General features: G+C 64.0%; 21 protein-coding genes. 9 read left to right on the top strand and 12 right to left on the bottom strand.

Going from position 1 to position 21,797, the window contains the following annotated elements:
• Nucleotides 1-11: 11 nt before the first annotated feature.
• The 7 genes from BG22_RS05820 to radA all read right to left on the bottom strand — a co-directional run bounded on the left by BG22_RS05820 (nt 12) and on the right by radA (nt 8,437).
• Nucleotides 12-788, bottom strand: coding sequence for an amino acid ABC transporter ATP-binding protein (locus BG22_RS05820; RefSeq protein WP_140494053.1), 777 nt, complete (start codon nt 786-788; stop codon nt 12-14).
• A gap of 71 nt (nt 789-859) precedes the next feature.
• Complete coding sequence (locus tag BG22_RS05815; RefSeq protein WP_140494024.1) at nt 860-1,750, bottom strand: amino acid ABC transporter permease; 891 nt, start codon at nt 1,748-1,750, stop codon at nt 860-862.
• A gap of 150 nt (nt 1,751-1,900) precedes the next feature.
• Nucleotides 1,901-2,713 carry an ABC transporter substrate-binding protein gene (locus BG22_RS05810; protein WP_375137703.1) on the bottom strand — a complete coding sequence of 271 codons (813 nt, stop codon included), beginning with the start codon at nt 2,711-2,713 and terminating at the stop codon, nt 1,901-1,903.
• A gap of 353 nt (nt 2,714-3,066) precedes the next feature.
• A complete protein-coding gene (locus BG22_RS05805) occupies nt 3,067-3,537 on the bottom strand; it encodes a cupin domain-containing protein (RefSeq protein ID WP_140494020.1) in 471 nt (156 codons plus the stop codon).
• Between the two features lie 96 nt (nt 3,538-3,633).
• Nucleotides 3,634-5,028 (bottom strand): amidohydrolase family protein, encoded by a 1,395-nt coding sequence (locus BG22_RS05800; RefSeq protein WP_181163404.1) that lies wholly within the window; start codon nt 5,026-5,028, stop codon nt 3,634-3,636.
• A 53-nt stretch (nt 5,029-5,081) separates the two neighbouring features.
• Nucleotides 5,082-6,560 carry an adenosylhomocysteinase gene (locus BG22_RS05795; RefSeq protein WP_140494018.1) on the bottom strand — a complete coding sequence of 493 codons (1,479 nt, stop codon included), beginning with the start codon at nt 6,558-6,560 and terminating at the stop codon, nt 5,082-5,084.
• A 365-nt stretch (nt 6,561-6,925) separates the two neighbouring features.
• On the bottom strand, nt 6,926-8,437 hold the full coding sequence (radA, locus tag BG22_RS05790; RefSeq protein ID WP_140494016.1) for a DNA repair protein RadA: 1,512 nt from the start codon (nt 8,435-8,437) through the stop codon (nt 6,926-6,928).
• 242 nt (nt 8,438-8,679) lie between these two features.
• Between radA and BG22_RS05785 the strand changes: the two genes are divergently transcribed.
• Both BG22_RS05785 and BG22_RS05780 read left to right on the top strand, forming a co-directional pair.
• Complete coding sequence (locus BG22_RS05785; RefSeq protein ID WP_181163403.1) at nt 8,680-9,312, top strand: hypothetical protein; 633 nt, start codon at nt 8,680-8,682, stop codon at nt 9,310-9,312.
• Between the two features lie 200 nt (nt 9,313-9,512).
• Nucleotides 9,513-9,602, top strand: coding sequence for a 30S ribosomal protein bS22 (locus tag BG22_RS05780; RefSeq protein ID WP_004268639.1), 90 nt, complete (start codon nt 9,513-9,515; stop codon nt 9,600-9,602).
• 135 nt (nt 9,603-9,737) lie between these two features.
• On the opposite strand, the gene BG22_RS05775 is transcribed toward BG22_RS05780, so the two are convergent.
• The 3 genes from BG22_RS05775 to BG22_RS05765 all read right to left on the bottom strand — a co-directional run bounded on the left by BG22_RS05775 (nt 9,738) and on the right by BG22_RS05765 (nt 11,887).
• Nucleotides 9,738-10,172: a hypothetical protein gene (locus BG22_RS05775; protein WP_140494014.1), complete on the bottom strand. Its 435-nt coding sequence runs from the start codon at nt 10,170-10,172 to the stop codon at nt 9,738-9,740.
• A 241-nt stretch (nt 10,173-10,413) separates the two neighbouring features.
• The gene (locus BG22_RS05770; protein WP_140494012.1) at nt 10,414-10,989 is read right to left on the bottom strand and encodes a protein tyrosine phosphatase; all 576 of its coding nucleotides are present in this window, start codon (nt 10,987-10,989) and stop codon (nt 10,414-10,416) included.
• Between the two features lie 337 nt (nt 10,990-11,326).
• The gene (locus tag BG22_RS05765; RefSeq protein WP_140494010.1) at nt 11,327-11,887 is read right to left on the bottom strand and encodes a hypothetical protein; all 561 of its coding nucleotides are present in this window, start codon (nt 11,885-11,887) and stop codon (nt 11,327-11,329) included.
• Nucleotides 11,888-12,314: 427 nt separating this feature from the next.
• Here BG22_RS05765 and BG22_RS10835 point away from each other — a divergent pair, with 427 nt between their 5' ends.
• The gene (locus tag BG22_RS10835; protein WP_181163402.1) at nt 12,315-12,479 is read left to right on the top strand and encodes a hypothetical protein; all 165 of its coding nucleotides are present in this window, start codon (nt 12,315-12,317) and stop codon (nt 12,477-12,479) included.
• A gap of 42 nt (nt 12,480-12,521) precedes the next feature.
• Here the strand turns inward: BG22_RS10835 and BG22_RS05760 are convergent, their stop codons facing one another.
• Both BG22_RS05760 and trxA read right to left on the bottom strand, forming a co-directional pair.
• The gene (locus tag BG22_RS05760) at nt 12,522-13,520 is read right to left on the bottom strand and encodes a G5 domain-containing protein (protein WP_140494006.1); all 999 of its coding nucleotides are present in this window, start codon (nt 13,518-13,520) and stop codon (nt 12,522-12,524) included.
• Nucleotides 13,521-13,804: 284 nt separating this feature from the next.
• Nucleotides 13,805-14,176, bottom strand: a complete 372-nt coding sequence (gene trxA, locus BG22_RS05755; RefSeq protein ID WP_140494004.1) for a thioredoxin — start codon at nt 14,174-14,176, stop codon at nt 13,805-13,807.
• Between the two features lie 223 nt (nt 14,177-14,399).
• Between trxA and BG22_RS05750 the strand changes: the two genes are divergently transcribed.
• The 6 genes from BG22_RS05750 to BG22_RS05725 all read left to right on the top strand — a co-directional run bounded on the left by BG22_RS05750 (nt 14,400) and on the right by BG22_RS05725 (nt 21,703).
• The gene (locus BG22_RS05750; protein WP_140494002.1) at nt 14,400-15,029 is read left to right on the top strand and encodes an NUDIX hydrolase family protein; all 630 of its coding nucleotides are present in this window, start codon (nt 14,400-14,402) and stop codon (nt 15,027-15,029) included.
• Between the two features lie 73 nt (nt 15,030-15,102).
• Nucleotides 15,103-15,951, top strand: a complete 849-nt coding sequence (locus tag BG22_RS05745) for an alpha/beta fold hydrolase (protein WP_140494000.1) — start codon at nt 15,103-15,105, stop codon at nt 15,949-15,951.
• A 131-nt stretch (nt 15,952-16,082) separates the two neighbouring features.
• Nucleotides 16,083-17,186 carry an NAD(+) diphosphatase gene (gene nudC, locus BG22_RS05740; RefSeq protein WP_140493998.1) on the top strand — a complete coding sequence of 368 codons (1,104 nt, stop codon included), beginning with the start codon at nt 16,083-16,085 and terminating at the stop codon, nt 17,184-17,186.
• 84 nt (nt 17,187-17,270) lie between these two features.
• A complete protein-coding gene (gcvH, locus tag BG22_RS05735; RefSeq protein WP_094666961.1) occupies nt 17,271-17,675 on the top strand; it encodes a glycine cleavage system protein GcvH in 405 nt (134 codons plus the stop codon).
• Nucleotides 17,676-17,895: 220 nt separating this feature from the next.
• A complete protein-coding gene (locus tag BG22_RS05730) occupies nt 17,896-19,146 on the top strand; it encodes an App1 family protein (protein ID WP_181163401.1) in 1,251 nt (416 codons plus the stop codon).
• A 100-nt stretch (nt 19,147-19,246) separates the two neighbouring features.
• The gene (locus BG22_RS05725; protein ID WP_140493994.1) at nt 19,247-21,703 is read left to right on the top strand and encodes a S9 family peptidase; all 2,457 of its coding nucleotides are present in this window, start codon (nt 19,247-19,249) and stop codon (nt 21,701-21,703) included.
• Nucleotides 21,704-21,797 lie beyond the last annotated feature (94 nt).

The raw sequence follows: 21,797 nt of genomic DNA, 5'->3' as shown, positions 1-21,797 counted from the left end.
GCCGAAGTCCACTAGTGCCGGAAGTGGGCGAAGAACTCGCGGGTCTCCGGGTCCTGGGATTCGTCCATCACCTCTCGCGGCGTGCCGTTTTCGGCGATGACGCCATGACGCAGCAGCACGATGCGGTCGGCGGCGTCATGGGCGAAGCTCATCTCGTGCGTGGCCATCAGAATCGTCGTGCCCTGCGACTTGAGCTCCGCGACCATGTTGAGCACTTCGCCCACCAGCATCGGATCGAGTGCGGAGGTGATCTCGTCCAGCAGCAGCAGTTCGGGATCGGTCATCAGCGCGCGTGCGATGGCCACGCGTTGCTGTTGGCCGCCGGAGAGCTGGTCAGGGTAGGACTTCGCCTTGGCTCGCATGCCGATACGATCCAGCAGCTCCAGCGCGCGTGCCTCGGCCTTGTCCTTCGGCCAATGATGCACCTTGACGGCGGCCAGCGTCACGTTCTTCAGCACCGACATATGCGGGAACAGGTTGAACTGCTGGAACACCACGCCGATGCGCGAACGGATCTTGTCCTGATTGGCGCGCGGGTCCGTGATGTCGGTGTCACCCAGCCATATCTGCCCGTCGTCCACCTGTTCCAGCAGGTTCACGCACTTCATCAGCGTCGATTTGCCCGAACCGGATGGGCCGAGCAGGGCGACCACCTCGTGCGGTTGGATGTCGAAGGAGATGCCGCGCAGCACCGGGGTGGAGCCGAAGGATTTGCGCACATCATCCAATCGCAGCACCGGCTTGGATGATGCCGTGCCGCTGCCTGGATTCTGCTGTGCCGTGTTCATATCGTTCACCGTGGTTTCCATCGTCGTCGTTGTCATTGTTCCGCCCATGGTCCCTTCCATGCCACGCATACTCACACCGTGCCGGCGCTCAGCTCGCGCTTGCGCAGACGAGCCGTGTACCAGTCGTTGAGCAGGATGAACGGCACGCTCATGAGGATGAACAGCAGGCTCGCCACTACGTACGGCGTGAAGTTGTACGAGCTCGCCACTTCGATTTGGGCGGCGCGCACCGCGTCGACCGCGCCCAGCACGGAGATGAGGCCCACATCCTTCTGCATGGAGATGAAGTCGTTCATCAGCGCCGGAGCGACCTTGCGCAACGCCTGCGGGATGACGATCATGCGCGTGGTCTGGCCGGCCGTAAGACCCAGGGATCGGGCCGAGGCGCGTTGCGAGGGATGCACGTCGTTGAAGCCGGCGCGCAACACTTCGGCGACGTAGGCGCTGTAGCCCATGATGACGGCTATCGTGCCGAGGATAGCCGGATTGATGCGGCCGAACAGGCCGAGGCCGGGGATGCCGAAGCCGATGAGGTAGAGCACGACGATCATCGGGATGCCGCGCATGACGGTGGTGTACAGCGCGGCCAGCACGCGCAACGGGAACATTACCGGGTTCTTGCTGGTGCGTACCAGCGCGATGAGCGTGGCGAAGATCGCGACGCCGATCACGGCCACGACCAGCACCTGGACGTTGAGCCACAGGCCGTCCAAGGTCTCCGGCAACGACTTCATGAAGTACTCGGGGGAGAAGAACGTCTGCTTGACGCGCGGCCAGCCGGGGGACATCTTCAGTCCGGCGACGACGATGACGGCCAGCACGATGGTGCTGACGAGACTCGTGACCACCGACTTGAGCTGTTGCCGGCGCCGGTAGTCACGGCGGGAAAGTTCCACCTCGCTCACCGAAGACGTGGACGTCGTTTCGGCGGCAAGGTCATGCGTGGATTGCGAATCGACCATATGTGGATTCTATTGCAGTGTCCGAACCGGTTTGATGCCAGACGTCCATTCTGCGAGTCGCCTTGACGGCAAAGCCCGTTCCCGGCATGACGAGGCGATGGGGGACGGGCTTTGCTCTGCGATTCTCCGATGGACGTGGCGGCGCGGTGGTTACTTGAGCTCGGTCAGGTCGGTGGTGTATTCGGCCAGCCACTTGTCCTGCAGCTGCTTGAGGGTGCCGTCGGACTCGAGATCGTCCACGGCCTTGGTCACGGCCGCGGTGAGCTTGGAGTCCTTCGGCAGCACGATGCCCAGGCCGTCCTTGTCCTCCGAGCCGGCGATGCGGCCCAGCACCTTGGCGTCCTTGACCTGTTCGGACTGCACCATGTACACGCTTTCCACCGTGTTGGTGACCAGCGCGTCGATCTGACCGGCGTCCAGCGCCTGGCCGAGCGCGGCGTCGTCGTTGAACGTCTGGATGTCGTCCTTGATCTTGTCCTTGACGATGGTGTAGGCCTGTGTGCCCACCATCACCCCGATCACGGCGTCCTTGAGATCGGCAAGCGACTTGGCGGAGGCGAACTTGCCGTCCTTCTTGACCACTACGGACTGCGTGTCCTTGTAGTAGCCGGAGGAGAAGTCGACGGCCTGTTTGCGCTCATCGGTGATGCCGAACTGCTGGATGTTGAGGTCCCAGTCCTTCGGACCCGGCGCGATGGCCGAATCGAAGGTGGTACGGGTCCAGACCACGTCGGCCTTGTCGAAGCCGAGCTTGTCGGCCACGTCGTAGGCGAGCGCGGCCTCGAAGCCCTCGCCGGATTCCGGCTTGTCGTTCATGACCCACGGCTCGTAAGCGGGGTCGCCGGTGGCGATGGTGAGCTTGCCCGGCGTGACGGTCTGCTGCGTGATGTCGGAGCTGTCTGCGTTGGCCGAGGCGGCGTCGGACGAGCCGCTGTTGGAGGCGCCGCACGCGGTGGCGAGCATGAGGGATGCCGCGGCGAGTCCGGCCGCGACGAAGCGGATGGTGGTTTTGAATGACATGGTTGCTCTCCTTCTTCGTTGTCTGTGTCGGTCGTTTTTCGGAACGAGACGTACCGATTCCGGCTGGACGGAACCTCTCCTGACCCTTGTGCAACTGGCAACTATAACGTGCCTGCGTAAGCGACATGTTGCCGGGGCTATCGATTCCTATGATGGCCGGTTATCGGCGGCGGCTGGTCGTCGGCTTGTTGGCTGATTGGCTTGGCCGTGTGCGACGAACCGGTTGAGGATGGGTTGGCCTCTTGGTTATCGGCTTCCGGCTTATCCGTTCATCGGTTCATCAGTTCCTTGACAGGTCACTCCAGAGTGAACCCCTCGAAGGTGAAACCGGGGGACACCACGCACGAGACCAGGGCATCGCCATGCCCGGGGACGGTGCGTTGCCAGACGCCGGCCGGGACGACCGCATGGCCGACGGGCATGGTAGGCGTACCGGCCGGTGCGTCGATGCCTTGGCCCAGCACGACGGCCCGCCGTATTGCGGGGTCGTCGGACGGGCTGTCTCCGTCGCCGCCGAACTCCAGCGTGACCGGTGCGGGCCCGTGCCACAGCCAAATCTCGTCCGCGTCCACTTTGTGCCATGCGCTGGCGTCGCCCTCCGGCAGCAGGAAGTAGATCAGCGACGTCAGCGGACGGCCGGTGGACGGTTCCGGCAGCGGTGACTGCCAGTCTCGCCTATACCATCCGCCTTCGGGATGGGGTTCGAGGCCGAGACGGTCCACCAGGGAACGGGCGTAGGGGCTCATGGCCTCCAGTGCAATGCTCATCAGGTCATCATCCTTCTCGTTACTTGTCATGCTGCAGCGTACGACTGTGCTCTATCATGCGTCGCTCCATCATGCGTCGCGCTGTCATGCGCCGCTTTACCATGCACCGTCGTTGTAGGCGATGCGGCCGGAGATCACGGTGGCGCGATTCGTTCCGGCTCCATGGCATACCAGCTCCTCGAGCGTGTCCTCGATGCCGCGCGGGGTGGCCACATACACGGGCACGTCGAAGAACGCCAGATCGGCCATGGCTCCGGCGTTGATCTGCCCGATGCGGCCGGCGCCTACATGCATGCCGAGCTCCTGCGCGCCGCCTAGTGTCATCATGCGGATCAGACGATGGGTCAGGTCGTCCTTCGCATAGCCCTGCTCGCGGGCCAGATCGTAAAGCACCGCCACATCGTCGAGCACATCCAGACTCGGCGAGCTCGACAGCGAATCCGTGCCGATGGCCAGCAGATTCCCCTCTTCGAGATATTCGCGGATCGGTGCGTCACGACCGGTCACCGTGATTCGGTTCGATCGGGGACACAACGCCACGCCCACGCCGCGCTGGCGCAGGATGCGTCGGTCCTCGGCGTCGGCCCACACGCCATGCGCGATATGCACATCCGGGCCGAGCGAACCGAGCTGGTCCAGGAATTGGATGGCGGACGCGCCCTTGCCCGCCTCCTTGAGCTGCTGGTAGCTGGTCCAATCATGGTCGCGCCAGGACGCCGTGGAATACGTGGATAGCGTGGTCTCGCGTTCGCCGGCCTCCATCGGCGTCTCCGCCAGATGGATATGCAATCGCATGTCAAGCTGGCGTGCGATATCCGGCAGATCCACAAACGGCGCGGTCTCCAGCGTATAGGGGGCGTGCGGACTGATGCCGATACTGGGCAGGTCCTCCTGACGCATACGGCCCAGATGCCGGACCAGTTCATGTACGCCGGCGTTGCGCCAGTCGTCGTTATGCCAGTCCATCACCTCCCAGTACGCCACGCCGTGTATGCCTTGCGAGGCCAGGGCCCCGGCTGCTTCGGCATCGGTGACGATGTCCGCCGCGGCGGTGGTCCCCGCCTCGACCATCATGCGCGCGCCCTGCTCGGCCGATGTCTTCCAGTCGCCTTCCTTGCACAGGCGCTCGTATACCGGGTTGAAACCGAGCTCCCAATCGCGGAAGCTGCTGTAGGAGCCGCGGCCGACCTCGGCCATGTTGGTGTATTGCAGATGGGTATGCGCGTTGACCAGGCCCGGCGTGATGATGCCGTGCCAGTGATGCTCCTCGATGTGGCCGTGCGCCGACATATCCTGCTTGAGCGTATCGAGTACCCAGCGCCGCGTGCCTACATGCACCACGCGGCTGCCGGCCACCGCGACGGCTCCGTCCATGATCACCGGTCCGGTGACCGGGATGATGAGTGGTGCGCTGTATAGCGTCACCGAATCCAATGGGGCCGGGTGCGCCGCCGCATACAACGGGTCGAACGAATCGTCGGTCAGAGTCATACCTCCTTTTATACCGGGTGCCGTATGGGTGCCGACCATAGGCATGTCGTACGTCATACGGTGTCGTCGAATCGGGTGAGACGCCAGTCATAGCCGTTGTCGGCCGTGGCGTGGCTGGCGGACAGACCGCGCGTGCGCAACGCGATGGCGGCGATATGCCGGTCGGATGCCGCTGACAGACGATGCACTTGCGGTGGCAGGCGATGCTGTCCGCTTCGATGCGCGAGCAGATGATGGACCGCACTGACCTGCACGGCGAAACTGAGATCCATGATCTCGATGGGATTGCCGCCGCCGGCCGTGTAGTTCACGCCGTCGCCCTGTGCCAGCAGCGTGAGCGTCGGGCCGTCGGGCACGGCGATGGCGTCCACGGGTTGCGTGTTGTCGTGATGGAAACCGGGGATGTCGTCCAAGGCGATTTCGTTGGCGATGCCTCCGATGACCGACAGCACCGCGCGCTCGCGCATGAGCCGCATATGCTCCACGGTGATGGTGTGCCGTACGCCGGTGGCCGAAACCACGATGTCGGCATCGACGACGGCCTCGTTGATATCGCGGGCGTCGAATCCATCGAACACGGCCTTGAGCGCGGCCACCGGGTCGGTGTCGCAGATGGTGACGTTCGCGCCGAGCGCGCGCACCCGCAATGCGAATCCCCGCCCGACCGGACCGTAGCCGATCACGGTTACGGAGGCGTCTCGGAAACAGTGCGCGCCAAGGAGCTGCTGCATGGTGGTGACGCAGGTCTCGCCGGTGCCATGCGCATTGTCGAAGCCGGTTTTCAGCACGCTGTCGTTGACCGCCACGACGGGGAAGGTGAGTGCGCCGGCGTCCTGCATGGCTTGGAAGGCGCGCACTCCGCTGGTCGTCTCCTCCGCCACGCCGATCAGGCCATCCAACAGAGCCGGGCGCTTGGCTGCGGCGAGTCGGGCGAAACTGGCGCCGTCATCGATGATGATATGCGGTGCGATCGCGTCGAGCAGCCGCAGCGCCCCGGCCTGCGCCTGCTCGGCGGTCCAGCGCGCATCGGCTTCGACGGTGATGCCTTCGCGCCGTAGCTGATCCGCCACACGCTGGTCCGTCTCCGATGGGTCGGCGAACACGCCGACCAGTGCTCCGGCGGCCTTCAGCTGGCGCAGCAGCACCGCCGTTTTCGGCTCCAGAACGAGACAGACGGCAATGCGCAGACCGTTGAAATCGGTGCCGGACCGCAACTCGGCCATCAGCGTGCGCATCACCGGCATGTGCCGTTCGGCGTAATCGATCGCATCCTTGCCGCTCAGCGTCCGGGCGTCCTGCACCTCCCGCACGTCCAGCGCAATGGAGGCCGTTCCTTCGGCATTGACGTCGGTTCTGGCACCAATGTCAGTGTCATCGGCATCGGCCGACACGGTCACGCCCCACTGGACGGCCGCATTCCGGAATGCGGATGCCGGCTGTTCCCGTTCCGGTCGCAGGCGCGACCCGGCCAGCGACCGGTTCGTTCGTTGGGAGTAGGTCATCGCCCATTCGGCGAAATCCTCATCTGCCATGTCGCTTCCTTTCTTATGACTGTCATCACTTACGTGACTTACGTGACTTACGTGACTTACAGGGTCGTTGCATGCAACGTTATCGTCTATCACATCGAACCGAAAAGACCGGTGCGGCACACGTCGTATGCCGATGGGCGAATCGCCGCCCAGGTGTTGTCCCGCGTCAGGAATTCGTTGACGAATTGACACCCCTCAGTCCCGCTTTGCGGGCCAGCTCCTCCTGACGGGGGATCTGGCCCGCATCACTCAACGCGCCGGCGAAGAATCGGGCCAGCTCCTCCTGACAGGGGAAGCCAAAACATAATCAACGAATTAACGGCGAGACATAAGAGTGAAGCCCGCACGGTTGCAAGACGGTGTGGTCATGCCGCCTCCTTGCGCCGTGCCGACCGTGCGTTGGAGGACAGCCCCAGCGCGTCCAACGCATCCTGCAGCGTGCAGACCTCCACCAGCGTGCACCCCTCGATATGCAGGGGTTTGCGCAAGGGTGGCACCACGGCGGTGGTGAAGCCCAGACGCGCGGCTTCCCTCAGACGGTATTCCATACGCGGCACGGGTCGAATCTGCCCGGTCAGGGAAATCTCTCCGATCGCACATGCGGTGCGCGGAAGCGGCTTCGACGTGGCGGCACTCGCCAATGCGCCCACAATCGCCATGTCGCAAGCCGGCTCCCGCGCCTGACCTCCCGCGATGGTGGAGATGTACAGATCGTTGGAGAGCAGGTTCATCTTGCCATGGCGGGACAGCACCGCGGCCAGCATGGCGATGCGGCTGGGGTCCACTCCATTGACCGCGCGACGCGGCGTCGGCAGCACGGACGTGGTCACCAACGCCTGCACCTCGACGGGCAGGCTCCGATGCCCGTCCAGCGTGAACGTCACGCATGTGCCTTCGACGGGTGCCGCGTTCCCCGCATCCGGACCACTGCCGGAAAGGAACAATCCGGCCGGTTCGGTGACCTCCTCGATGCCCTCGCCGCTCATGTCGAAGCATCCGACCTCGTCGGTGGGGCCGAAGCGGTTCTTGACCGCGCGCAGCATCCTCAGTGCGGTCTCGCTGTCGCCCTCGAACTGGCAGACCACATCCACCAGATGCTCCAGGGTTCGAGGTCCGGCGATGGAACCATCCTTGGTGACGTGGCCGACGAGAAACACGGGGATATCAAGGGTCTTGGCGGTATCGATGAGGGCGCTCGCCACCTCGCGCACCTGCGTCGAGCCTCCGGAAATGCCATCGACCTCCTGAGAGACTATGGTCTGCGCGGAATCGACGATGGCCAATGCGGGGCGATGCTCCTCGATAAGCCCCAGCACCGTGGCCAAATCGGTGGTGGAGGCCAGCAGCAGGTTCGGTTCCACGGCATTGATGCGCGAGGCGCGGAGTCGGACCTGCGCCTGCGACTCCTCACCGGAGATGTACAGCACGGTATCGGAATGGCCGTCGCCGGATGCCGAAGCGGCGACGTCGTGCCGTGCGCCGCTGCGGGAAACGGATCGTGCCACATTGCCGGCCGTCTGCAGCAGCAGGGTGGATTTGCCGATACCCGGTTCTCCGGCGATAAGCGTGACCGATCCGGGAACCACTCCGCCGCCCAGGACGCGGTCGAATTCGGAGAACCCGGTGCCCAGACGCTTCACGCTTTCCGTGCCGATTTCGGTGATCGGACGCGCCGCCGTGCGCCCGGTCGATGGCACGGCCACCGATTGCGTGCGTGACGTCCTGCCCGGTGCGGCCGTGCGCGATCCCGCGGCGGCACGGGCCTCGTGGAATTCCTCCACCGTGCCCCACTGCCCGCACTCAGGGCAGCGGCCGTACCACTTGGGGCCGTTCCAGCCGCACTCGGAACACACATACTGCACACTTGATTTCGCCATACATTCACCCTAACCCCGAAAGATAAGGTCGGTAAAATTTTACCGAAACGCACGAAGTCAAGCCGAAAACAACCGTTTGAGGATCTGGTGGCGGTGATCAGGGTGGCAGCTCGGCGCAGGCGGCCGTCGCCACACGAGGTGCGGCGGGGTCTCCTGCCGATTCACGATACATTCACGCAGGAGTCGGGAAACGAGCTGAGTGGGGCTGTCTCGCGTCACGCCGCTGTGAGAGAATCGGGGACATGACTAACACCGAGAACTCTTCGACCACGCAGTCTCATGGCAAGCTCATCGCGGTGGTGGTTGCCGCCGCCGTTGTCATCATTCTGGCGGTGCTGTCGGCTTTCGTCTGGCCGGGCTGGGCCATCAAGAAGGACGCCGGCACGGCCGCCCCGAACGGCAGCAGCCAGCAACAGTCCGCCGAGGCCGAGCCCACCACGCCGACCATCGAGGCCACCGCGCTGCCGGACGATGCCACCGAACTGCTCAAGGCCATGCCGGACAGCGTGCTCAACTACGCGCGCACCAAGGCGGAGGCGTCCACCACATGGAGCGCCGCTTCGCCGCTCGAAGAGTACACGTTGACCTACTCCACCGGCGACAAGGCCAAGGATGTGACGTTGGTCGCCGCGCAATGGTCCACCGCGGACAGCGCCAAGACCCAGTACGATGCCTTGGTGAGCGCCCAGACCGGTGATGATCAGGCCTCCGGCAACGTGAAGGTGTCCGGCAATGTGACCGGAGCGTATGTGGTCAAGGCCGATGCCGCCGATGCCAAGAAGTCCGTGGCCATCTGGCAGAACGATACGGTGGTGTTCCAGGCCACCGGCACCAAGGAGGCCGTCGAGCGCTTCTATCAGAAGTTCCCGATGTGATGCAAGCCGATTTCCGAGGGTGCGGCCGTCCGGCCGTTTCCCTCTGAAACCCGCATGTTTCCTAGCATTCATGCAGGATTCATCCACGGGTGGGCCGTGATTTCGACGACACAGGTATCATGTCGGTTTCGTCTGTCTGGTTGGATGTGTAGTATTGTGCGAGTTGCAACTTTTACGATTAATCGAAATGGAGGCTTCAGATGGGTTCTGTCATCAAGAAGCGCCGCAAGCGGATGAGCAAGAAGAAGCACCGCAAACTGCTGCGTAAGACCCGCCACCAGCGTAAGTAGTCTTACCTGCAATCAAGGCATGAAAACCCCGCAAACCTCAGTAGGTTGCGGGGTTTTTCGTAAGCACAGAGCCCCTGAATAGTAGGGGAACGGCGGCGTGGCTCGTGCGAGTCCGATGCCGCCCTGGCGGTCCAATCAGGCGGCCTTCTTGCGTCCGCGGCGCTTCATGGTGCCGGCGGTGGCATTGGCCACGTCGAAGATCACGGTCTTGCTTTCCGGGTAGGCGGCGCCGGCCACGGACTGGTACGCCACTTCGCCCTCGGGGGCCTCTCCGACGGGCAGGTATTCCTTCACTGCCTCGACCAGCACGGGCTCCTTGACGCTTACGGATGCCGTCTGCTTGCCTTCCGGCTTGCTGAACTTGATCGCGTTGTCGGCCGATTCACTGGCCGGCGTGACGGCGATCTGCCGGGTCTTCCCGTTGATGAGCACCTTCACATACGCCGGGAAGCCCAATGCCTCGGCGGTGGCCTTGTTGAAACGGATAGCGGTATCCGTAACGGTCAACACCGTTTTGCCAAGCGGCTTGACCAATTGCACTTCTTCAAATCCCTGCAGCAAGGAAGCCATGACATTCTCCTTAATGATTGACGTTATCTCGTGAATTCCGGTTCCGATTGTAACGTTTTTCATCCACGAATGACAAATGAAAAAAGTGGCTTCCGCTATATATGTCGCGCGAAAAACTTTGTGGAACAACGTCGTGCGATTATCGCGTGATGTGACTGTTGGTTGCTGCTATCGATGCCGCTATTGTCACGCAAGGCAACCGCATGAATAATGATTATCACAGTGGCTATTGTGCGGATGGTCACATGACCGTATCGGATGTTGAGGCCGTAGGCGAATCAAATATCATGTTGATTCCACGCTTGATTTCCGCATATACCCGCACGAATACTTCGCGTGATTGGCGGTGAGGGTCCACGGTGTCGTTCGCTCGGGGAAGGAACGGCCGGATCATCGACATGGCGTCCAGCGTTTCGCGGATTCCGACGTCATAAGGGGTGCCGATGGGTGAACCGTGATGATGCAGGTATTCGCATGCATTGACGAAATCGTCGAATAGCGCCGTCTTGCGAACGGCGGATGGATTCCACCTCGATAATTCGTTGATGTGATCGCGTTCAAAACATAGGGTTACATCCGCATTCGAGATGATTTCCCGATTGATGGACGTGGAACGGTGGCCTGTTGCGTCGATGCCATCACCGGCCAGTAATTCCACGGTCATCGGGTCGGCGGCGTGCGGTGGATATTGCAATGTGCCGGCGCTGGATACGGTGATATCCGTATCGGCTGCGTGGGCATTGATGGTCGCGCGCGTGAGATATTCGGCCATCACCGAGCGGCACTGATTACCGGTGCAAACGAAAAGAATGTGCATGGATATCCTTCGTAATGGCGAGTGTTGACAATGTAAATCGCGTTGGGTTGCGTCGGCGAAAAGCCGCGTCCGGCAATGGCAGGGATACTCCGGAGACTCATGGTATGGAATCTGCTTCTCGGCATCCTTTGCCTATTCGGCGCAGTGTGATACGCGGCGAATTGCCGAATGATGGATATGGTAAAGACAATGAAAAACCGGGAATCACAAGATTCCCGGTTTTATAGTGCGACTGCTGGAGGGGATTCTGCGGTCGCACTGGGCTGTCCAGATACTGCCATGCCGCAGGCCGTTAGCCGGCTGCTCTCCAGCGTTATTTCAGTGCCCCTAATGGGGGTCAGCGGCGCTGCCCGGCTCCTCGGCGGACGGCGAACAGCGCGAGGCCGGCTGCGGCCAACAGCACGGCGGCCACGCCGTACGGCGCGATGGCGGCACCGGTATTGGCCGTAGTGCCGGACCCGCCGGCGTTACCGATGATGCCGCCGATGCCGCTGTCGCCATTGCTGCCGGACTGGTCGCCGGTGCCGGTGGCCGGTACGGTGATCTGCGCGGTGCGGGAGCCGGACTGCGCGCCGACTACGGTCACGGTGATCGTCTGGCCGGCGGCCTGTCCTTCCTTGAAGATGTAGCGGAGGCTCAGCGAGCCGTCCGCGGCGGCGGTGAACGTGCGCTCGCCGATCTGCTGCACGTCGGCGACGATGTTGTCGTCCCATGTGACGGTCACCTGCTCGTTCGGCTGGAAGGCTCCGGCCGGGAACGTGACGGTGGCGGTGTTGCCGCTGACCGTCACGGAGGCGCCGTAGCCATCGCCATCCACGGCGAAGGCGGTGACGGTGGCGAAGCTCAGTCCGAGCGCGGTGGCAATGACGGCCAGAATGGCCATGATTTTCTTAGTCATATCTGCTGTTGTCTCCTTGGGGTCGGGGGCTGCATACCGTGATTCAAGCCGGTTCGGTATCGGTGCCTGTGCTGGCGCAACGCCAAAGCGGGTGCTTGTGGTGATGACGATGCCGGAGTCCGCAAACCATGGCGTGATGCCGCGGACGGCTCGGCGTCGGTGGTGTGTTCCGTGCGTTTGATTATCACGGCGCAGCGGTCTGTTCCTGCGCAATACCCCCTACTGTACATCCCCCCGTACGACGATATACGGGGTATTTCGGTGGATGGAAGGGGGTGTGGATGAGTGTGAGCGGTAACATTGACTGTCGCTCTGTGGCTTCGAACGGCATAGGGTGCCCGGAAATCGTTGCATAAGTTGACTTTTGGTAATTTGCCGCAGGGTGCATACGATACATGCCTTGCCGTGAGGGGCGCCGACACGCCGAATGGTGCATGACGGCAGCGCGCGGCGTGATTCCGGGACGCATTGCCTGTATGCGCCGATGGATAACGGTGCGCGAACGGGAATCGCCGAGACGGAAATCACCGATATTCCGCAATATCGCGTGCGATGCCGGCGAAGCAACTGCCTGCTGATCAGCCGTCGCTGATCAGCGCAAATCGACGCAGCTCAATACCAAAGGTGGCAACAATCAGTAGCTCTTGTAGGTGAGCCAGTAGTTGTAGGCCGCCGTGATGCCGCCGTAGCGCTGGTTGCAGTAATCGATGAACCACTTGAACTGCGTCTGGTAGTTCGTCTGCCAATCGGCGCCCGCCGAGGCCATCTTGCTGCCCGGATACGCCTGTGCGAGGCCATATGCGCCGGAGGAGGGGTTGGTCGCGGTCGGGCTCCAGCCGGATTCGTGGCTGATGATGTAGTTCGCGGCCGTGAAGTCCTCTTCGGAGTAGCCATTGGCCAGCAGATAGTCATGCGCCCAGGACTGGATCTCACCGGCCGGCGTGGTGGTGCCCAACGCGCCGCCGGCCGCGCTGGTGGCATCCGAGCCGGTGCCCACCAGAATCACCTTGTCGACCGGGGCCTTCTTGACCCACGAGGCGAACACGTTGGAGGAGACGACCTTGCCGCCGGCGCGCGTGACCAACGCCGTGGTCTCCATCACGCCGTTCTCGCCCTCGGTCTCCACCTTTTCCTGACCCTTAGGCAGGCTGGAGGTCTCCTTGCGCACCTCGTTGAAGGCGATCGGAGTGTCGCTGGTCTCCACATTGGCGCCTGCGCGGTCGATGGTGATCACCGTGGCTTCGGTGACCTTGGTCTTGAGCGACGGGCTCACCGCATCGTTCGGGTCAAGGGTGATGTTGCCGGTCTCCAGCACATCCTTGACGGTGGTCATGTTCTGCTTCTCACCGAGCACCGTGCGCGGATCGCCATTGATCTTCACGGTGACGAAGGTGGTGTTCTTGTCCGCGCTGCCGATGGCGCCGCGGGTCGCGGAGCGCGAGGCGGCGGAGTCGGTGGCCGAGAACGCGGTGACGTTGGAGTATGACTGCGGCGCCTCGTTCTGGTAGAAGTTGCGGGAGACCACGCCTGCGGCTGCGATGAGACCGACTGCCGCGACCACTGCCGCGATTCTGGTCCACTGGCGTTTGCTCAGGGACTGCAGCAACGGGGTATGCCTGACGTGCTTCGACATTATGCTCCTTGGTCGGCCATCAACGGTCGTGATTCACACTGCACACCATGATAAGGCGGCGCGTGGATGAACGGAAATCAAAGGATATACGGCAACCGCCATATGTAGTCGCTGTGAAATCATGCGGACACTACATATGGCGGTTGATGGGGGTTGGCGGTGATTGGCGCGGAATCGGCGCCTGCGCCCGCGTCTTGCTTCCTTCGCGCCGCACCTCGCTCCCGCGCGGCGGCCGAATGCCCCCCGCTCTTATGCCTTCGTCGCCGGGGCGGCCGGGGCTGGAATCAGTTCTGCTGGGCTGCCGCGGCCTGAGCCTTGGCCGCCGCCAGGTCGAGGGCCTTGGCCTGGGCGATGAGATCGTCCAGATCGGCGGCCTGCAGCGCGCCGGCCTGCTGGAAGATGACCTCGCCCTGCTTGGCGATCATCAGCGTGGGCACGGCCTGAATGCCCGCGGCCTGCGCCAGATCCTGGTTGGCGTCGATGTCGACCTTGACGAAGGCGATGCCCTTGTTCTCCGGATTGTCGGACGCGGCCTCGAAGATCGGGCCGAACGCGCGGCACGGGCCGCACCATGTGGCCCAGAAGTCCACGAACACGATCTCGTTGTCGGTGATGGTCTGCTCGAACTCGGCTGAGGTGATGGCCTTGGTTGCCATAATGTCTTCCTCCTGCTTTCCCAACTTCAGCTGTATAAGAATTGAATGGTATGGAACCTTCCAACCAACAGCTTTCCAGCACCACCCAACATTTTGCCGGGAATGAACCGGCGCAAGCGGTGCCGGGCCTCGGGCTCGTCTGCTGCCGCCATGCGGGAGCCGAGTCGGGAAATATTCGGGATACATCCACCTGCCTCCCTGCTTTCGCGCGATAATGGGAGGCATGCCAGTCATGAATGACGAAGTGCCCGACGAGGGCGACTACGACGCGGGCCGCAACCGCGGCGAATTCGACAACATCACGCCCGAGGACTTCATCCACGGCGGGTCCGGCCACGGCAACCCTCCGGGATGGCTCGGGCCGGCGGACATCAACCGCGCACGCCACCAGATGCCGATCGCCTATGTGGAGATCGTCCCGGTGCGTACGGACGACATGGGCCGCATCTCGCAGGTGGGTTCGCTGCTGCGTGTCTCGGACGACGGCTCGATCGAACGCACGCTGATCACCGGCCGCGTGCTGTTCCATGAGTCGCTGCGCGAGGCCATCGCCCGCAACGTGGCCAAGGATCTCGGCGACATCGCGCTGCCGATGCTGCCCGCCTCGCTCCAGCCGTTCACGGTGGCCGAATTCTTCCCCACGCCGGGCCTGAGCGAATACTACGACCCCCGCCAGCACGCCATCGCGCTGTGCTACGTGGTCGCGATCGCCGGCGACTGCAAGCCGCAGGACGAGACGCTGGACGTGGAATGGGTGGCGCCCAAGAGCGACATGATGGAGACGTTCATCGACCAGATGGTCAACGGGCACGGCCGGATCGTCCGTCAGGCGCTGGCCTGGGCCGGCGCGTAGGGCGTGTCGATGCGCCTGGCGATGCGTAAATGCGTGAATTGACGAACGACGAGTGGTGAAGGAGCAAGGAACCATGGCAATCGAATTGGCCAATCATATCTACCGCGAGGGCGAAGGCGTGCCGGTGGTGCTGATGAACGCCTACCCGGTGGACCATCGCATGTGGGACGTGTGCGCGAAGGCGCTCGCCGACTTCGCCGATCTGGACGACGTGCCGCCCTTCCCGATCTGGGCGCCGGACATGGCCGGCTCGGGTGCGTCCCCGGTGCCGAGTGAGGCCGATTCCGGCCCCCGCATGGCCAACGGCGCGTATAGCGAGGCGTTGGACCGACTGGCCGGGGCGTATGTCGATCTGGTGAAGTCCGCCGGCTACGATCAGGCCATCTGGGTGGGCCTGTCGATGGGAGGATACGTGGCGATGGACATCCAGCGCCTGTACCCGCAGTCCGTGGCCGGGCTGGCCCTGTGCGACACGATGGCCGCCTCCGACGGCGTGGGCGGCGAAGGCCGTCTGGCCATGGCGAACGCCGCCGAAGAGACCGATTCCGTGGAACCGGTGATGCACTTCGCACGTCCGTCCGAGGGTGATTCCACAGTGAAGCGCACCCCCGAATTCATCAGGACGATGACGGACTGGATCGGCGAGCAAAGCCCGGCCGGTCTGGCATGGCGGCAGCGCATGACCTACGGCCGCCCCGAGATGGGCGACGTGCCCGCCGCCATCACCGCGCCCACGGCCGTGGTCTCCGGCGAACTGGACCCCACCAGCAATCCGAGCGTGATGAAGCCGTTGGCCGACAAGATCCCCGGCGCCACGTTCACGGCCATCCCGGATTGCGGTCATTTCAGCGCCGTCGAGCATCCGGACACCGTGGCCCGTGCGCTGCTGGCACTGGTCCGGCGCGTCCAGGCCAGGGGCTGAGGCCCGACATGCGAATAATCGCGGGCGTTTGAGCGTATTCGAAAGCGCGCGATCATTCGCGGGCAGCGCCGTGGCCCGCTGTGTCATGGCTGTAATGATTGCGTCATGGTTGCGTCATGAAGGAGTTTCGTATGACCGCTGACATTCATTTCTCGCCGCTCGCCCTGACGCGGGCCCTGCCGTTCCTGCCGTTGGCGCAGGGCGACATCGATTATCAGGTGGACCGCCGCAGCGAGCCCGGGCTTATCGGGCAGCTGCTGGCCGACCCCAACACCAAGGTGATTCTCACGCGCAGCGGCCGCATCGCGGTACCCCGTGGCCAGGGTGAGCTGGTGGACTACGAGTCCGTCAAGATGCGCCTCGCCACGCTGCCCGGCGCCTACGTGTCCGCCGAGCTGGAACGCCAGCCGGAAGCGGTGGCCATGTTCCTCGGCTCCTACGGTGGCGTGCGCGGCGAATGCGTCGTCGCCGTGGACATCACGCGCGTGCCGGTCGCGGGCAAGACCAGCGCCTCCGACTCGGCCGGTCAGGGCGCGGACGACGCCTTCGACGACAGCGTGGACGACGGCGGTCGTTCGGCCGCGAAACCCACCCTGCTGCAGGAGGCCGTGGGGCGGTTCGATTGGGTCGACCTGCGCGGTTTCGCACCCCACGCCAATGCGCGCGAGGCCGGACAGGCCACCAGCGCCGTCACCCTGAGCATCTGGCACACCCGTCAGCGGTTCTGCCCCACCTGCGGCGCGCCGGTCGAAACCGCGCTCGCCGGCTGGGCCCAGCGCTGCACCAGTGAGGCGGACGGCAACCGTGTGCTGTTCCCGCGCGTGGAGCCGGCGGTGATCACCGCCATCGTGGATGGGCAGGATCGTCTGCTGCTCCAGCACAACGCCGCATGGAAGGACAGCCGGCTGTATTCGGTGTCCGCGGGATTCGTGGAGGCGGGGGAGAACCTTGAGCACGCCTGCCGCCGCGAGGCTCTGGAGGAGACGGGCATTCGGCTCGGCGAGGTGCGCTACCTCGGCTCCCAGCCCTGGCCGTTCCCGGCCTCGCTGATGATGGCGTTCAAGGCCCACGCCATGACCACCGACGTGCATGTGGACGGCGAGGAGACCATGACCGCGCGCTGGGTCACGCGAGACGAATACACCGCCGAACTCATCTCCGGCCGCATGGCGGCGCCCGGCAAGGCCACCATCGCCCGCTACATGATCGAGGAGTGGCTCGGCCGCGAATTGTAGTCGCGTCGTGCGCCCGGAATCATGCGCCGGAAAGCGCGCGGCGGACGCGTGCGGGCCCGGGCGATATGGGTTAGTCTGGTATCCATGAACGAAGACGACAACGAACAGCCATTGAACCTCGACATCCCCGACCATCTCGAGTACTCCGAGGAGCATGTGTGGGTGGACCGTTCGGTCGACCCCGCAATCATCGGCATCACCGAATACGCCGCCGACCAGCTCGGCGAACTGGTGTTCGTGGACATGCCCGAACCCGGCTCCCGCGTGGAGGCCGGTGACGAAGTGGTGGAGCTGGAATCCTCCAAGGCCGTCCAGCCGCTCATCAGCCCCGTGGCCGGCACCGTCCGGTACGTCAATCATGACGTGGCCGACGATCCATCCGTCGTCAACGGCGACCCGTACGGCGAAGGCTGGATACTGAAGATCGAGCTCGATGATGACGAGCCCGAGCTGCTGAGCGCCGACGAATACGCCAAGATCGTCAAGTAGCGTCGTCCGCATCCCCGCGTTGGAGATCCGCCACCGCGCAGCCAACGCCCTCGAACCCGTTTCGTGGGGCCGGCTCCCCGGGCGGGGAGGTCGTGACATGACCGGTGGGTCTGACGCGGGACGCCGGACGCTGGCAGTAGCTACACCGCAATGACCAAACTGGTGATTTAAGGGTTTTCCCTGAGCCTTCTCATAAGCCCCATGTCCTACTATGGGGCTTATGAGAAGCCCACGTGAGGATTTTGAAGCGGCCGACCGACGGCTAAGGCATCAGGCGCAGCCCGATTTCGACGACATGCCCACCGTGCCCATTCCCGCGCGCAAGGCCGTCACCACCTTCGATGCCGCGTCCAAGCGCGAGCGCATCGAATTCAAACCGTTCACCACACGTCTCATCCGTCGCACGATCACCGGAGTGTTCGGCGCCTGGTCCCGCATCTCCACCGCCGTGGTGCGTCACCTCGGCTGGTATCCGCGTGTCGAGCCATATGTCGGCTACGGCACCGGCGACTACTCGCGGCTCATCTGCCGCACGGTATACGCCCCCGAACGCGCACAGTCCGGCGTGCTGAGCCGTGGCATCCGTGGGATGCTCGCGGTGCCGGCCCCGCGCACGCATGTTCAGGCGAGCATCGACGGCGTGCCGCTCAACACCGTGCAAGTGGGCGTTTCCGAAACCTATGACAAGGTCGATTCATCGCAGATCCGGAGCGTGGAATACGCCGTCTCCGACTCGGCGGGCTATCTCGACCTGGTGGCCGAGCACCGACTGACCCCCGGCATCCACCGGGTCTTCTACACGGTGGGCCGGCGCAAGCCCGTGGGCGCGAACCTGTACACCATCCCGGCCAGTGCCAAGGTGGGCATCATCTCCGACGTGGACGACACCATCATGATCACCCAGGCGCCGGTGTTCTGGAAGGCCGCCTACAACCTGCTGTTCCTCGATCCCAAGAAAAAGGCCTCCGTTCCGGGCATGAGCGTGCTGTTTGCCCGTATCGCCGACCTGTTCCCGGGCGCGCCGTTCTTCTACCTGTCGACCTCGCCGTGGAACGTGGAGAGCTCGATCCGCCACTTCATCACCGACCACGGCTTCCCGGAAGGGCCGCTGCTGTTGCGTGACCTCGACCCCCGGCCCAAGACCTTCGTGCCCACTGGTCCCCAGCACAAGCTCGAGTTCGCCGAGCAGCTCATGGCCGACTTCCCGGACATGAAGTTCATCCTCGTGGGCGACGACGGTCAGAAGGACCCCACCACGTATGCCACCATCGTCCGCCGGTATCCCGGTCGCGTGCTGGCGATTGCCATCCGCCAGCTGAGCCCGCGCGAGACCCCCGGACTGGCTTCGGTGGCCGGCATGACCTCCACCCAGCCGATTCCGGTCACGGATGTGCCGGTCTTCACCGGGACCACGGGGGCGAATCTGCTCAAAACGATGATTCCGTATCTCAAGACGCATCTGGAACAGTGAGCGTTCGGCCGCCCATCGGCTGATCATCGGCCACCCATCGGCCACCCATCGGCCGCACGGATGGCCCGCGATGCCGGGAGCCACGCCTATAATCGCCTCCATGACTGAAAGCATGAACGAGACGGCCGCGATGCCGCCGGTGGCCAAACGCGAGCCCACACGCCGGGAATTCCACGGCGATGTGTTCGAGGACGATTACGAGTGGATGCGTGACAAGGAGTCCGCGGCGGTCCAGGACTACGTGGCCGCGGAGAACCGCTACTGCGACCGGCGCATGGCGCATTTGGAGGGCTTCCGGCACATGCTGTTCGAGGAGCTCAAGGCGCATGTGGAGGAGACCGACATGTCGGTGCCCACGCGCGTGAACGATTATTGGTATTTCACCCGCACCCAACAGGGCAAGCAGTACGGCGTGCAATGCCGCATGCCCGTGCGCGGCGCCGACGATTGGGACCCGCCCGTAGTCGATCCGCAGGGCGCGCCCGGTTCCATGCCCGGCGAGCAGATCGTCTTCGATGCGAACGTCGAATCCGAGGGGCATGACTTCTTCCGCCTCGGCGGCTTGGACCTGAGCCATGACGGCCGATGGCTGCTGTACGGCGTGGACGTGAAGGGCGACGAGCGCTACGACTTCCGCATCCGAGACCTCGCATCCCGCACCGAGGACGGCGGTCCGGTCGAGCTGCCCGAGCGGTTCGACGGTATCGGTGGCGCGTCCTTCACCCCTGACGGCAAGTGGGTGTTCTGGGTCGAACTGGACGATTCCTGGCGTCCCTGCGCGATTTGGCGTCATCAGGTGGGCACGCCGACGGATGCGGACGTGTGCGTGTACCGCGAGCAGGACGAACGGTTCTGGGTGGGTGTCGGCATCAGCTTCGACGAACGCAGCATCGTCATCGGCACCGGCTCCAAAACCACCACCGAAGTGCTCATGCTGCCGGTGGCGACCCCGGAAGGCGAGTTCCAGGCGTTCATACCCCGGCAGCAGGACGTCGAATACGACGTGAGCTTCGCCTGCTTCGAAGGCGCGGGGGAATACGGCGAGGACGTGCCGCTCGCCGTCGTCTATCACAACGCCTCCAATCCGAACTTCGAGATCGACGTCATCGACATGCGCGACCATGAGCCGCCGTACCGGCTGGGCGAGGGCGTGTGCGTGGCCGCAGGCTCACCCTATGGATGCGAACACGGCGAGCCGGACCGTCCGATCACCGAGGCCTACTTCGATCCCGTCAACCCGGCCATCCTGCAGGGGGCGCACGGACTGGGCATCGAGGGCATTGGGCTGCACCGCCATTTCGTCACCTTGAGCTACCGGTCGGACGGTCAAGCGCATGTGGCGTACATGACCAAGACCGATGCCGCCGCCGATTTCCTGGCCGGACGGCCCTGGAGGTTCGTCGAACTGCTGCCGCCGCCGCTCGAGAACGACTGGGACATGGTCGCCGCCGACCGCGCCGACGAGACCGGCGACCACGGCGAGACGTTGTGGACGGGGGCCGACGGCGTGCGCCCCGCCGACCACACCTCCTCCTCGGACGGTGCCAGCGACGACCATCTGCCTGGCGAGACCCGACGGCTCTACACCATTGGCACCGGAGGCAACCCGTCCTATGACGCGCCGCGCATGCGCTACTCCTTCGCCAGCTACACCCGTCCCGGCGAGCTGCATGAGATCGACCCGATCACCGGGCGGGATACGCTGCTCAAACGAGCCACCGTCCTAGGCGACTTCGACCCGCGCGATTACATGGAGCGGCGGGTGTGGATCACCGCACGGGACGGCGAACGCATCCCGGTCTCGCTGGTGTGGCACCGGGACTTCCCCGCGCAGGATTCCCCGATGTTCATCACCGGATACGGTGCGTACGAGATTTCCTCGGACCCGGGCTTCTCGGTCTCGCGTTTGAGCATGCTCGATCGTGGCGTGCTGTACGCCGTGCCGCATATCCGCGGCGGCGGCGAAATGGGCCGTGCCTGGTACGAACAGGGACGGCGGCTCAACAAGAAGCATTCGTTCGAGGACTTCGTGGACGCCACGCGCGCGCTCGAGGAGGCCCATCTGGCCGATCCCCGGCGCACGGTGGCCAACGGCGGCTCGGCCGGAGGCCTGCTCATGGGCGCGGTGGCGAACATGGCGCCCGAATGCTACGCGGGCATCGAGGCGGATGTGCCGTTCGTGGACGCTCTCACCTCGATACTCGACCCGGACCTGCCGCTGACCGTGACCGAATGGGACGAGTGGGGCGATCCGCTGCACGACCCCGAGGTATACCGGTACATGAAGTCGTACACGCCGTATGAGAACACGCCGCTCACCGTGGTCGACGCCGCGGACTTCCCGCGCATCTTCATCACCACGTCGATGAACGACACGCGCGTGCTGTACGTCGAGCCGCTCAAATGGCTGGCCCGGCTGCAGGCCGCCGGCGTGGACGCCGTGGCCAAGATCGAGGTCGAGGCCGGTCATGGCGGCATCTCCGGACGGTACAAGCAGTGGGAGGAGGTCTCCTACGAGAACGCCTGGTGCATGGACGTGATGCATCTGGCGCGGTAGCCCTCGCGCCTCGACTCGTCGCATGTATTCCCGGCTCCGCGTGTGATAGGAGCCGGGGCGGCGTGTCCACCAGCTGAGCGGATGATAACCGGCT

The sequence above is a fragment of the Bifidobacterium sp. UTBIF-78 genome, from assembly GCF_006408945.1.
GTDB lineage: Bacteria > Actinomycetota > Actinomycetes > Actinomycetales > Bifidobacteriaceae > Bifidobacterium > Bifidobacterium myosotis.
This window is presented reverse-complemented; position numbering and strand designations above follow the sequence as displayed.